Here is a 13,868-nt window from a genome sequence, read left to right as displayed (position 1 = left end):
CACGGCTTCAGGCTGTTACACGGCGCGGTACGCCGCGCGCAGCTTCGCCACCGCCCCGGTCAGATCGCCGGTGAGCAGCAGGTGGTCGGCTTCCGCGAACGGCTTGGACACCGCCGCGGTCAGCTTTCCGCCGGTCCTCTGCTGGACCAGGAGCCTCGCCCGGTCCACGATCTCCTTGCCCGCCGCGGTCCTCCCGAGGCCCGCACGCTCGGCGAGCTGCGCGGCGACGGCGAGACCGGTGAGGGTGGCTTCGCCGCCCGCCGGGGCCTTGCGCAGGGTGGTCAGTCCCCAGCCGTAGGGGAACTGCGGGTCGTAGGTCGCGTCGCCGACGTTGACCGGCAGCTGCGCCTCGGACTTCGGCCAGGTCACCGGGAGCTGTCCGGTGAAGGCCCGCTTGCCGTAGAGGACGTCGGCGACGCCGTCGCCCTCGGTGCCCGGGAGCCAGGAGGCGACGAGGGCGTCGATGTCGCCGAGCCGGTCGCCGATGAGCTGGGGGCGGCCCGAGACGACGAGGACCGCGCACTTCATGGCGGCGCAGACCGTGTCGATCGCCTTCTTGTCGGCATCGGTGAGCTCCAGGTCGTGGCCGTTGCCGACGTCCCCGATGCCCTCGGCGTACGGCTTCTCGCCGACGACCACGACTCCGGCGTCGTACCCGGCGGTCGGGGCGGAGGCGTCCTTCGAGTAGGTGGCCGATGAGGTGTTCTTCTCGATGCCGTCGAGGATGGTCGTGCCGGTGGTGGTGGCGCCGGAGGCACCCTGCCAGCTGATGGTCCAGCCGCCGGCCTGGTTGCCGAGGTCGTCGGCGTTGGACCCGGCGACGTAGACCTTCTGCGAGGCCTTGAGCGGGAGGACCGCGCCGTCGTTCTTCAGCAGCACCTGGGACTTGGCGGCCGCCTCGCGGGCGACCGCGCGGTGTGCCGCCGAGCCGACCTTGTCCAGGTTGGAGGTGTCGGCGTACGGCTTCTCGAAGAGGCCGAGGCGGAACTTCTGGGTGAGGATCCGGGACACCGCGTCGTCGATCCTGGCCTGCTCGATCCGGCCGGCGGTGACCTCGTCCTGGAGCGTCTTCGTGAAGTCCTGGTACGCGGTCGGGACCATGATCATGTCGAGGCCGGCGTTGATCGAGGTCCTGACGTCGCTCGCGTAGTCGCCGGGGATCTGGTCGATGGCCTGCCAGTCGCTGATGACGAAGCCCTCGAAGCCCATCCGGTCCTTGAGCACACCGTTGATCATTTCCGCGTTGGCGTGCATCTTCACCGGGCCCGCGTCGTCGCCGAGGACGTCCAGCGAGGAGTACGACGGCATGACCGTGCCGACGCCCCGCTTCACGGACTCGGCGAACGGCGCGAGGTGGACGGCTTCGAGCTCCTTGCGCGTGACCTTCGTGACGCCCTGGTCGATGGTGTACGAGCCGGTGGTGGAGGAGCCGAACTCGGTGCCGCCGTCGCCGACGAAGTGCTTGGCGCTGGCCAGCACCTTGTCGTTGCGGGCGAGGTCCTTGCCCGACGGGCTGCCCTGCATGCCGGTGATGACCGTCTCCATGGCCTCGACCAGCGCCGGGTCCTCGCCGTACGCCTCGTAGGAACGGCCCCAGCGCTCGTCGCGGGTGACGCAGACGCAGGGCGCGAAGTCCCACGGGATGCCGGTGGCGCGGACCTCGTTGGCGGTGACCGCGCCGGTCTTCTCGGCGAGCTTCGGGTCGCGGCCCGCGCCGATGCCGATGTTGTGCGGCATGATCGTCGAGCCGATGACGTTGTTGTGGCCGTGCACCGCGTCCACGCCGTAGATCAGCGGGATCTGGAAGCGGGTCGCCTGCGCGCGCAGCTGGTAGGCGTCGGTCATCTTCGCCCAGGCCTCGGGCGTGTTCGGGGTGGGCACGGAGCCGCCGCCGGAGAGCAGCGAGCCGAGGTCGTACGTGGCGATGTCGCCCTGCGACCGCAGCGCGTTGCGCTCCGCCTGGGTCATCTGGCCGGCCTTCTCGGCCGGGGACATCCGCGCGAGCAGATCGGCGACGCGCTGCTTCACCGGGAGCTTCGCGTTCTGGTACGGCAGCCCGTGGGCGTCGATGACGACCTGGGGGTTCTCCTTGGGCGCCTTGGCCCCGGTGACGGTGAGTTCGAGCGGGATGGTCTCCGCGGACTCGGCGCCCTTGTCCTTGGTGGTGGACACGGAGACGGTGTGCGTGGTGCCGGAGGCGGTGCCCGCGGGGAAGGTGTGGGTGCCGGTGACCGGGGTGTAGTCCTTGCCGGACTCGGCGCTGCCGCCCTTGGTCGTCCAGGCGACGGTGACGGGCTCCTCGATGGGGGCCGATCCGGTGGTGGCGACGGAGATCTTGATGTCCGCCGTGCCGCCCTCCTTGACCGGGTGCACCGCGGAGTCGACGACGACGCTCGACTTCAGGGCCGGGTCGGCCTTGCCGTACAGCTCGACGGCGTCCATGGCGAAGGAGCCGGGGGCGCCGGTCGGGAGGGTGAGGGCGTAGCCCCACATCTCGTTCAGGCCGAGGATCTGGTCGATGCCGCCGACGGGCTGGTAGTCGGCGCGGTAGACGAAGTCCGCGAAGGGGATCTCGACCTGGTGCCAGCCCTCCCAGTCGTCGGTGAAGGAGGTGGTCCAGAGCTCGGAGGCGCCGCCGTTGGCTCCGCCGTCCTTGATCTCGAAGTTGATCCGCTTGCCCGAACCGGGCGGCAGGGGCGCGGTGTTCTGGCCGTACCACCAGAAGCGGATGCCCTTGTGGGCCGTCCAGTCCTTCGGGGGCTGGTCGACGGCGAACTCGTGGCTGAGCCCGCCGTAGGAGCTGATGTCGTAGGTGCCCGACAGGACCTTGGCGCCCTCGGGGGCGTCGGCGCGCTCCTGGAAGGTGAGGGCGGGGTGGTCGTCGGTGTCGCCGCCCCAGGTGAAGAGGGAGTCGGCGGGCGGATTGCCGAGCGGGACCTCGCCCTCGAAGCGGTCGACGAGGACGGGCGCGGGGTCGTCGGCGCCGGCCGCCGCGCTGGGGACGGCCCCGGCGAGCAGGGACGCGAGGACGGTGGCGGCGGCGAGCGCGGCCGTGGCCGGTCTCGCGCGGTGCCGGGCGCGGGCGTGCGGTGTACGGGGCATGGCGGCTCTCCTTGGTGGTGTCCGGGCGGGTCTGCGGCCCGGTCAGTCCTGGTGGGTGTTCCGGGTGAGGCGGATCGTGTCGCGGTACCACTTGGCGCTGTCCTTGAGCGTCCGCACCTGCGTGTCGTAGTCGACGCGGACGATGCCGAACCGCTTGTCGTAGCCGTAGGCCCACTCGAAGTTGTCCATCAGCGACCAGGCGAAGTAGCCCCGGACGTCGGCGCCCTGCCTGCGGGCCTCGGACACGGCTGCGATGTGGTCGGCGAGATAGGCGGTGCGGTGGGTGTCGGGGACCGACCCGTCGGCCGCGACGGTGTCGTCGAACGCGGCCCCGTTCTCCGTGATGACGGTCGGCAGGGCGTAGTCGCTCTGGAGCCGCAGCAGCAGCTCGGTCAGCTCGCCCGGGGTGATCTCCCAGTCCATGGCGGTGCGGGGCAGGTCGCGCTCCACCCCTCGCACGACGGGGAGGCCGTCGGTGTCGGTCGTCGAGCCGTCCTCGGTCACCCCGGAGAACAGCGCGCCGCGGTAGAAGTTGACGCCGAGGACGTCGAGGGGGGTGGCGATGGCGGCCAGGTCGCCGTCCTGGACGGGGAGTTCGATGCCTTGGGCGGCGAGGTCGTCGACGACGTCCGCCGGGTAGCGGCCGTGGACGATCGGGTCGAGGTAGAGGCGGGTGCCCATGCCGTCGGCGCGGCGGCATGCCTCCCGGTCGGCCTCGCTGTCGGTCTCCGGGGTGGCGGTGCCGAGGTTGAGGGTGATGCCGAGCTCCAGCGGGTTGCTGCCCGCCGCCTCACGCATCTGCCGGGCGGCGAGGCCGTGGCCCAGGAGGAGGTGGTGGAGGGCGCTCATGGCGTCGCCCATGTCGGAGCGGCCGGGGGCGTGCGCCCCGTAGGCGTATCCGAGCATGGCCGAGCACCACGGCTCGTTCAGGGTCGTCCAGTGCTCGACCCGGTCGCTGAGTGCCTCGTAGGCGAGCATGGCGTACTCGGCGAACCGCAGGGCGGTGTCGCGGGCCGGCCAGCCGCCCGCGTCCTCCAGCTCCTGCGGCAGGTCCCAGTGGTAGAGGGTGATCCAGGGGGTGACGCCCCGGCCCTGGAGCTCGTCGACCAGCCGCTTGTAGAAGTCGAGGCCCTTGGCGTTGGCGGGCCCGCGGCCGCCCGGCTGGATGCGCGGCCAGGCGAGCGAGAAGCGGTAGGTGTCGACGCCGAGGCCCGCGATCAGCTCGACGTCCTCGGGCATCCGGTGGTAGTGGTCGCAGGCCACGTCGCCGTGCTCCGCCTTGTGCACGGCGCCCGGTACGCGGCAGAAGGTGTCCCAGATGGACGGGGTACGGCCGTCCTCGGAGGCCGCGCCCTCGATCTGGTACGAGGAGGTGGCCACGCCCCAGCGGAAGTCGGCAGGGAGTCCCTGGACGGCGGCGGGCTGCAGGCTGCTGCGGGGCGTGACGAGATTCATGGGTCTCCGTAACTCCGGGTGTGCTGTGGGGTGGTGAGGGGTGGTGCGGTCAGTGGTGCAGCCAGCAGGCGACCTCGCGGTCCTGGCCGGCGTCCGGTGCGGCGAGGACCGGGACCCGGGCGGAGCAGGCGTCGAAGGCCTTGCCGCAGCGGGGGTGGAAGGCGCAGCCCGCGGGCATCGCGGACAGGTGCGGGGGTGAGCCGGGGATGCCGGTGAGCTCGCGCCGGGGGCCGTGCAGCGCGGGGAAGGAGTGCAGCAGCCCCTCGCTGTAGGGGTGGCGGGGGTCGCGGTAGATCTCGGTGGCTCCCGCCTGCTCCACGATCCGGCCGCCGTACATGATGGCGATCCGGTCGGAGAACTCGATGAGCAGCGAGATGTCGTGGGTGATGAACACGACGGAGAACGAGAGGCGTTCGCGCAGCTCCACCAGCTTGCGCAGGATCTGCCGCTGCATGACGACGTCGAGCGCGGTGGTGGGCTCGTCCATGATGACGATCTCGGGTTCCAGGGCGAGCGCCATCGCGATCATCACGCGCTGGCGCATGCCGCCGGAGAGCTGGTGCGGGTAGGCGGCGAGCCGGTCGGCGGAGATGCCGACGAGGTTCAGCAGCTCCTCGGCGCGCGCGGTGCGCTCGGCGGCCCGCATGCCGGGGCGGTGTGCGGTGAGCACATCGGTGAGCTGGCTGTGGACGGTGTGCACCGGGTTGAGCGAGTTCATCGCCCCCTGGAACACGATCGACAGCTCCTGCCAGCGGAAGGCGCGCAGCTCGTCCGGGCTGAGGGAGAGGATGTCGACGCTCTCGCCGCCCGGCCGGTGGTAGTGGACGTCGCCGCCGGTGATCACCCCGGGCGGGGAGAGCAGCCGGGTGACGGCGTACGCGAGCGTGGACTTGCCCGACCCCGATTCGCCCGCCAGGCCCAGGACCTCGCCGCGGTGCAGGGTGAGGTCGATGTCCCGCAGGGCACGGACACCGCTCGCGCCGGTGCCGTAGTCGACGTTCAGGCCGCTGATGGTGAGGATCGGCTCGGCGGTCATGCGCTGTGCTCCTTGCTGGGCGTTCCGGGCGACTCGGGCTCCTCGGCCGGCCCGGGAGCGGCGGGTGCGGTGGTACGGGCCACCGGGGTGAAGCCGAGCGCGGTCTTCTCCGGCACGGTGATGCGGGCGACCGGGGTGAAGCCGACCCGCATCCGGACCTTCCGGGAGGCACCCGTCGCGGTGCGCAGGCGCGGGTTGACGAACTCGTCGATGCCGAAGTTGATGAGGGAGAGCGCGGTGCCCAGCAGGGCGATGCACAGGCCGGCCGGGACGAACCACCACCAGGCTCCCTGGGCCAGGGCCTGGTTGGACTGGGCCCAGAAGAGCACGGTGCCCCAGTTCCAGTGGGAGATGTCGGCGACGCCGATGAAGGCGAGGGTGATCTCGGAGAGGACGGCGAAGATGACGGTGCCGACGAAGCCGGACGCGATGACGGCGGTGAGGTTCGGCATGACCTCGAACAGGATGATCCGCCAGGTGGATTCGCCGGTGGCCCGGGCCGCCTCCACGTAGTCGCGGCGGCGGAGCGACAGGGTCTGGGCGCGCAGCACTCGCGCCCCCCAGGCCCAGGAGGTGAGGGCGATGACGGCGGCGATCAGCATGTCCCCGGTGTCCTCGACGAAGCTCGCGATGATGATGATCAGCGGCAGGCCGGGGATGACGAGGAAGATGTTGGAGAGCATGGAGAGGATCTCGTCGGCGGCTCCGCCGAGGAACCCCGCGCTGACCCCGATGAGCACGGACAGCACGGTCGCGAGGATGCCGGCGAGGAATCCGACGAGCAGCACCCCGCGGGTGCCGACCAGGATCTGCGAGAGGACGTCCTGCCCGGTCTGCGTCGTACCGAACCAGTGGTCGGCGGACGGCGGTTGCAGCAGCTGGTCGCTCATCGCGTCCGGGTCGTACGGCGCGAGCCAGGGGCCCGCCACGGCGAGGACCACGAAGAACGCGAGGATGAGCAGCCCGGTGCGGGTCTTCCCTCCCCGCAGGAAGCGGAACCTGGCCCGGCCCGGGGCGGCGGGGGTGGGCGGGTCGTCCAGTACGGCGACGTCGGTGGCGGTGACGGACATGGTCGTCAGGCCTCCTTACGAGTGCGGGGGTCGAGGAGGGCGTAGGCCATGTCGGCCAGCAGGTTCGCGGCGAGGACCGAGAGCGTGATGATCAGGAAGACGCCCTGCATCAGCGGGTAGTCCTTGGCCCCGACGGCCTGGAAGAGCTGGTAGCCGATGCCCGGGTAGGAGAAGACCATCTCGACCAGCAGGGTCCCGCCGACGATGAAGCCCAGCGAGAGGGCGAAGCCGGAGATGTTGGGCAGGACGGCGTTGCGCGCGGCGTAGGAGAACATCACGCGCCGCTCGGACAGGCCCTTGGCCTGCGCGACCATGACGTAGTCCTCGGAGGAGACGGTCACCATCATGTTGCGCATGCCGAGGATCCAGCCGGCGATGGCGCTGAGCACGATCGTCACGCCGGGCAGCACCCCGTGGTAGAGCGCGCTGGAGACGAACGGCCAGTCGAAGGCCGGGACCAGGGAGTTGTCGTACCCTCCGGCGGCCGGGAAGATCTGCCACTTCACCGCGAACACCGCGATGGCGATGAGGCCGAGCCAGAAGTACGGGATGGCGGAGATGAAGGTGGTCACGGGCAGCAGCCCGTCCAGCCAGGAGCCGCGCCGCCAGCCGCTGTAGACGCCGATGCCGGTGCCGAGCAGGAAGCTGATCAGGGTGGTGATACCGACCAGGGCGAGCGTCCAGGGCAGCGACTGGGAGATCACCTCGCCGACCGGGGTCGGGAAGAAGGTGAAGGAGAGACCGAGGTCGCCGTCGAGCAGGTGAGACCAGTAGTCGGTGTACTGCGACCAGATGGACGCGTTCTCGTCGAGTCCGAACAGCGCTTGCAGCGACGCGATGGCGGAGGTGTCGAGCTGCCCCTGGTAGCGGCTGATCAGAGCCTCGACGGGGTCACCCGGCATCAGGCGCGGGATCAGGAAGTTGATGGTGATGGCGGCCCACGCGGTGACCGCGTAGAAGACGAACCGCTGGAGGATGTACTTCACTTCGCTGCTCCCTCGGCGGTCGTGCCGTCGTACAGCCAGCAGGCGGCCCACTGGCCGTCCGCCAGGTCGAAGCGCGGCGGCAGTTCGGTGCGGCAGCGCTCCATGGCCTTCGGGCAGCGGGGGTGGAAGCGGCAGCCGGCCGGCGGGGCGATCAGCGAGGGCGGCTCGCCGCTTCCGGTCTCCTCCTGCGCCTCCTCGTCCGCCACCCGGTCGGGGTCGGGCGCGGAGGCGATCAGCAGCTGGGTGTAGGGGTGTGCGGGGTGCTGGGTGACGGTCTCGCTGTCCCCGCCCTCCACGATCCGGCCCGCGTACATCACCAGGGTCGTGTCCGCGAAGTAGCGTGCGGACGCGATGTCGTGGGTGATGTAGAGGATCGCGAGGTGCAGCCGCTCCTTGAGGTCGCGGAGCAGGTTGAGGACGCCGAGCCGGATCGACACGTCGAGCATCGAGACCGGTTCGTCGGCGAGCAGGACCTGCGGGTCGGCGCCGAGCGCGCGCGCTATCGCGACGCGCTGGCGCTGCCCGCCGGACAGCTCGTGCGGGAACTTGTCCAGGTACTGATGAGGAGGAGTCAGCTGGACGCGTTCGAGCAGAGCGGCCAGATTCGTCTCCAGTTCCGTCTCCCCGCTCCCCGCCCGGCCGTGGATCTTCAGGGCGCGGGTCAGGTGGTAGCGCACGGTGTGCACCGGGTTGAGCGAGGCGAACGGGTCCTGGAAGATCAGCTGGACCTGCTTGACGTATCTGCGGAAGGACCGGCCACGCCCGGCCTTCACCGCCGTGCCGCCCAGGTCGATCTCGCCCGCGGTGAGCGGGTAGAGCTGGGCGAGCAGCCGTGCGACGGTGGACTTTCCGGAGCCGGACTCCCCCACCAGGGCCGTGACGGTGCCGCGCCGGAGCTTCAGCGAGACGTCGTCGACGGCGTGGACGGTGCGGCGTCTGCGGGCGACGAGGTCGCCTGCGGTGCGCCGTACGGGGAAGTGCTTGGTGACTCCGCGTGCTTCGAGCACCACGTCAGCCGTGGTGCGCACGTCTTCGGACTGTTCGGTGGTCATGGTCGGTTCTTCCCCGTGATTAGAGGGTCCGGCAGTTGGGGGGTGGGAGAAGGAGCGGGGTTGGGCGCGTGCAGCTGCAAGGCGGAGGAGGGAGGCAACGCGGAGCGTTGTTGACTGACGACAACGCCGCTGGGGGCCCCTCCCTGCTCGAGCGAAGCCGAGAGCTTGGGGGAGTGCGTGCCCAACCCCGCGACGCCGCCCCCCAACTGCCGGACCCTCTCACTTGGCGGGCTTCAGGTTCAGCACGACTTCCAGCGCGTCCGGCTGGGTGTGCTGCGGGGCTGCGTACTGGTCCTTCTCGGTCGGCCAGCCCACCCAGTTCTTCGTGGAGTACTCGGCACCGATCGGGGCCGCGGCGGTCGGGATGACCGGCGCCTGCTCGACCATGATCTTCTGCAGCGTGTTCATCGCCTTGGTGCGCGTGGCGTCGTCCGCGGCGTTGGCGTACTCCCGCAGCGCGGCGGTCGCCTCGGCGTTCTTGAACCGGCCGAAGTTGCCCGTCTGGGCGCTCTTGCCGATGGGCTGGTAGATCGCCTCGTCCATGATGTTCTGGTACATGTCGTACGGCGTGGCACCGCTGTTGGTCCAGTGCAGGGTGGCGTCGAAGTTGCCGGTGCCGACGTCGTTGCCCCAGGCCTCGGCGGTCTGGGTCTTGACCTTGGCCGCGATGCCGAGCTGCTTGATGTTGTCCTTGATGATCGAGAGCCCGGTGATGTAGTCGTTCCAGCCGGCCGGGTCGGTGAAGGTCAGCTCCACCGGCTTGCCGCTCGGGTCCTTCAGGACGCCGCCGCTGAGCTTGAAGCCGGCGTCCTTGAGCAGCGCCTTGGCGCCGTCCACGTCGGGCGCCGTGGTGGCGCTCTTGTACTCGGGGGCGAGGAACGACTCGCCGGCGGGCAGCGGGATGCCGGTCGGGCTGGTGATCTCCGGGTAGAGGGTCGCCTGCGCCTGCACGTGGATGGCCTTGCGGTCGATGACCATGGCCATCGCCTTGCGCAGGGCCGGGTTGTCGAACGGCTTGCGGGCGGTGTTGAACCACAGGCCGTGGATGCCGAGCCCGGAGGGGAACCAGAGCTTGTGGTTCTTCGGGTCCTTGGCGACGTACAGCTGCTTGTAGTTCGGCATGAAGACGAACGACCACTCCAGCTTGCCGTTCGCCAGGGCGGTGGTCGCGGCGCTGTTGTCGTTGTACGTGGTGTAGCGCAGCTCCTTGACCTTGGTCTCGCCCTTCCAGTAGGTGGGCGTGGCGGTCAGGGTGGTGGTCTGCGGGGTGAACGTCTTCAGCTTGTACGGGCCGGAGCCGACCGGGGTCCGGTTCGGCCAGGTCTCGGGGTTCTCGACCTTCTCCCAGATGTGCTTGGGCACCACGAAGATCGAGGTGATCTTGTTCTGGTTGACGAACTGGGAATCCTTGAAGGTCAGGACGACCTTGCCGCCCTCGACCGCAATGCCGTCGAAGGGGATGCCGTCCTTGTTGAGCGCCGGGTGCTTCTTCAGGAGTTCGAAGGTGAAGGCCACGTCCTCGGCGGTCAGCGGCTTGCCGTCGGCCCACTTCGCCCGCTTGTCGAGCGTGAAGGTGACCTTGGTGAAGTTCGCCTCCCAGTCCCAGGCGGTCGCCAGCCATGGGTCCGCCTTGTCCGAGGGCCGGATCTGGTTGGGCATCGCCAGCGGCTCGTAGACCATGACCCGGTAGCCGAGGACGGCCGCCGCCGAGGTCGCGAGGAACGGGTTGCTGTTGTTCGTCTGCGGCCCGTCGGGCTTGCCGAGGGTCAGCACGCCGGAGGCGCCGGCTCCGCCTCCCTTGTTGGCACCCGAGTTGGCGGACGAGCATCCGGCGGCGAGCGCGACCACGGCAGTGGCGGCTGAGAGCGCTCTCAACGTGTGACGACGGCGTACGGACATGGCGACTCCAGGAGGACTTCGGGTCTGGGAGATCCGAGGGTGTGGTCAGCGCTCGACGCGCCGGGGTGCGGGGGTTCGTGCGGGTGGTGCGTGCGCCGGGTGCGGCGGGTTCGGGGATGCGGACGGGTGACCGGCGGGGCCGGTTCCGTTACGGCGCCGAGTGGCGCACGACCAGTTCGGTGGGCAGCACGACCGGTCCGTCCGGTACGTCGGTGCCGCCGAGGTGGGAGAGGAGCAGGCGGGCAGCCGCCTCGCCCATCTGACGCGTGGGCTGGTGCACGGTGGTCAGTGGCGGTTCGGTGTGTTCGGCCATCGGGATGTCGTCGAAGCCGACCACCGCGATGTCGTCGGGTACGCGGAGGCCGGCGGCCCTCAGGGCCCGCAGGACCCCGGCCGCGCTGATGTCGTTGAGAGCGAAGACGGAGTCGAACTCCGTTCCGGCCGCGAGGAGTTCCTCGACGACGAGACGGCCGCGGCGTTCGGTGAAGTCCCCGTCCACGACCAGCTCGGTGGGGAGGACCGAACGGAAGCCCGCGAGCCGGTCCCGGACGCAGCCGAAGTGCTGCGGGCCGGTGACGACCAGGGGTCTGGTGCGCCCCGCCGCTCGCAGATGGCGGGCGGCGGACGCGCCTCCCTCGTGATTGGTGGTCACGACGGAGGGGAATTCGGGATGGTGGCCCCTGTCGTCGATCAGGACGATCGGCAGCCCGGAGCGGTGCAGTTCGGTGAGCTGGTCGAGCGTGTTCTCCGGTTCGACGACGACGAGCCCGTCGAAGGCGCGCGCCGACACCTGGGTGGTGAAGCGCTTGACGGACTCCGCTCCCCGGGTGCACGTGAAGAGCAGCAGCCCGTAGTCGGCGGCCTCGACCGTGTCGACGATCCCCTGGAGCACCTCACCCATCCACGGCCAGGTGAACGAGGGCACCAGCAGCCCGACCGTACGGCTACGACCGCGTGCCAGCCCGACGGCGCCGGAGCTGGGTACGTAGCCGAGGTCCGCGATCACTTCACGAACACGGGCGGCCGTCGAACCGTCCACTTCACCCTTGAGGTTGATGACCCGGGACACGGTCGTCTTGCTGACGCCGGCCTCGCGGGCGACATCGGCGATGGTGACACGCAACGGGGCCTCCAGGGACAAGGCAGGACAGAAGGTCGGTCGGGGTTCGGTACCGGTTCCGGAACCGGTACCGGCGTTGCGGCTGGAGTTAACCCCGCCGGAACAGAGGCGTCAATACTTCACACCGAGATTGGTCCGTACCCATATTCGGAGCAGCTCCGGCGAGGCTTGTGTTCATTTCTTGAACGACCGAACCTCTTGACGTGGGCACGTAAGAGCAGTTCACTCACGGCTCGTTCGACGGCACTTCCCCACACCCTGCCGAGAAAGGCAGCAGCCATGATTCGGACCAGCAGGACGGCGAGAGTCCTCGTCGCGACGGCGCTCGCGACCGCGGGACTGGCCGGGCTCTCCTCGGGCACCGCCCAGGCGGCCGGCGAGACGGTGAACATCGTGCTGACCACCACGGACGACTCCGGCGGCCGTCATGTCACCCGCGGCCTCCAGCCGCAGACACCGGTCGCCTTCGGCGCGGGCAACGGCGGCTCCGGCACGAACATCACCGTCGACGAGAACACCCGCTACCAGACCTTCACCGGAGGCGGCGCCTCGTTCACGGACACGGCGGCCTGGCTGCTGAAGGGCAGCGGGGCGCTGAGTCAGGCGACCCGCGACGAGACGATGAAGAGGCTCTTCTCCCCCACCGAGGGCATCGGGCTGTCGTTCGTACGCAATCCGATGGGCGGATCCGACCTCGCGCGGTTCGGCTACACCTACGACGACATGCCGGCGGGGCAGACCGACCCGAATCTTGCCAACTTCTCGATCGCACACGATCTGCAGGACGTCCTGCCGCTCACCAAGCAGGCCGAGCAGCTCAACCCGGCGCTCACGACGGTCGCCTCCCCGTGGACGGCCCCGGCGTGGATGAAGGACAACGGACAGCTCAACGGCGGCTGGCTGAAGGCCGAGAACTACGGCGCCTACGCGAACTACTTCGTGAAGTACCTCCAGGCGTGGAAGGCCCAGGGCGTCCCGGTCGACTACGTCACCGCGCAGAACGAGCCGACCTGCTGCTCCGGCTACCCGTCGATGAGCTGGAACGGCTCGGGGCTGGCGTACTTCACCAAGAGCGAGCTGCTGCCGAAGCTCCAGGGCGCCGGCCTCACCACCAAGGTGCTGGCGCACGACTGGAACTGGGACACCTACGACGCGTACGCCGCCCCGACGGTCGACGACGCGGCGGTGCGCAGCCACCCGAACTTCGGCGGGATCGCCTGGCACGGGTACGGCGGTGACATCGCGAAACAGACCGCCGTGCACGACGAGTACCCCGGGCTGGACGCCTTCCAGACCGAGCACTCGGGCGGTACGTGGATCGCCGACCAGCAGCGCGAGGACATGCTGAACATCATCGACTACACGCGCAACTGGGCGAAGTCGGTGACCAAGTGGTCGCTGGCCGTGGACCAGAACCGCGGCCCGCACAACGGGGGCTGCGGCACCTGCGACGGGCTGGTCACGGTGCACAACGGGGACAGCAGGCACGGCCAGGTCGACTACACGATCGAGTACTACACGATGGGCCACCTCACGAAGTACGTCCGGCCCGGCGCCTCCCGCATCGCCTCCACCGCCAGCTCCGCCGTGCCCAACGTGGCCTGGCGCAACCCGGACGGCTCGAAGGCCCTGATCGCCTACAACGGCTCGTCCTCCGCCCAGCAGATCACGGTCAACTGGGGCGGGCAGAAGTTCACGTACTCCCTGCCCGGCCGCACCTCGGCGACGTTCACCTGGTCGGGGACCCAGTCGGGCTCCGCGGGCAGCAGCGGCGCCCTCGCGGGCGCGGGCGGCACGTGCCTGGACGCCACGGGCAACACCGGCGCCGACGGCACACCCGTCCAGATCTGGTCCTGCACCGGCGCGGCCAACCAGCGCTGGACGGTCGGCGGCGACGGAAGCATCACGGTGCTCGGCGCCTGCCTGGACGTCACCGGGGGCTCCACGGCGGACGGAGCAAAGGTCCAGCTGTACACCTGCAACGGGTCGGGCGCGCAACGCTGGAGGTACGACGCGGCGACGGGCGACGTCGTCAACACGGCGGCCGACAAGTGCCTGGACGTGACGGACCGGTCCACGGCGAACGGCGCCCGCGTCCAGATCTGGACCTGCACCGGAGCCGCCAACCAGAAGTGGCGGCTCCAGTAG

9 protein-coding genes are annotated in these 13,868 nt (G+C 70.0%); 1 reads left to right on the top strand and 8 read right to left on the bottom strand.

Going from position 1 to position 13,868, the window contains the following annotated elements; translation table 11 throughout:
* Positions 1–15: 15 nt before the first annotated feature.
* From ACIRD8_RS20070 to ACIRD8_RS20035, 8 genes are all read right to left on the bottom strand, one after another.
* Entirely contained in the window at positions 16–3,102 is a 3,087-nt protein-coding gene (locus ACIRD8_RS20070) for a glycoside hydrolase family 3 N-terminal domain-containing protein (protein WP_403993045.1), read from the bottom strand.
* 42 nt (positions 3,103–3,144) lie between these two features.
* Positions 3,145–4,557 (bottom strand): GH1 family beta-glucosidase, encoded by a 1,413-nt coding sequence (locus ACIRD8_RS20065; RefSeq protein WP_403993042.1) that lies wholly within the window; start codon positions 4,555–4,557, stop codon positions 3,145–3,147.
* Positions 4,558–4,606: 49 nt separating this feature from the next.
* Positions 4,607–5,593: an ABC transporter ATP-binding protein gene (locus tag ACIRD8_RS20060; RefSeq protein ID WP_403993039.1), complete on the bottom strand. Its 987-nt coding sequence runs from the start codon at positions 5,591–5,593 to the stop codon at positions 4,607–4,609.
* Entirely contained in the window at positions 5,590–6,663 is a 1,074-nt protein-coding gene (locus tag ACIRD8_RS20055; protein ID WP_403993036.1) for an ABC transporter permease, read from the bottom strand. The genes ACIRD8_RS20060 and ACIRD8_RS20055 overlap by 4 nt, the downstream gene beginning before the upstream one ends.
* 5 nt (positions 6,664–6,668) lie before the next feature.
* A complete protein-coding gene (locus tag ACIRD8_RS20050) occupies positions 6,669–7,649 on the bottom strand; it encodes an ABC transporter permease (protein WP_403993033.1) in 981 nt (326 codons plus the stop codon).
* Positions 7,646–8,701, bottom strand: a complete 1,056-nt coding sequence (locus ACIRD8_RS20045) for an ABC transporter ATP-binding protein (RefSeq protein ID WP_403993030.1) — start codon at positions 8,699–8,701, stop codon at positions 7,646–7,648. Before ACIRD8_RS20045 ends, ACIRD8_RS20050 begins: the two co-directional genes overlap by 4 nt.
* 219 nt (positions 8,702–8,920) lie before the next feature.
* Complete coding sequence (locus tag ACIRD8_RS20040; protein WP_403993027.1) at positions 8,921–10,600, bottom strand: ABC transporter substrate-binding protein; 1,680 nt, start codon at positions 10,598–10,600, stop codon at positions 8,921–8,923.
* Between the two features lie 148 nt (positions 10,601–10,748).
* Positions 10,749–11,723: a LacI family DNA-binding transcriptional regulator gene (locus ACIRD8_RS20035; RefSeq protein ID WP_403993024.1), complete on the bottom strand. Its 975-nt coding sequence runs from the start codon at positions 11,721–11,723 to the stop codon at positions 10,749–10,751.
* A 276-nt stretch (positions 11,724–11,999) separates the two neighbouring features.
* Here ACIRD8_RS20035 and ACIRD8_RS20030 point away from each other — a divergent pair, with 276 nt between their 5' ends.
* Complete coding sequence (locus ACIRD8_RS20030; RefSeq protein WP_403993022.1) at positions 12,000–13,868, top strand: ricin-type beta-trefoil lectin domain protein; 1,869 nt, start codon at positions 12,000–12,002, stop codon at positions 13,866–13,868.

It is taken from the genome of Streptomyces sp. NPDC102451, from assembly GCF_044765485.1.
Lineage (GTDB): Bacteria > Actinomycetota > Actinomycetes > Streptomycetales > Streptomycetaceae > Streptomyces.
This window is presented reverse-complemented; position numbering and strand designations above follow the sequence as displayed.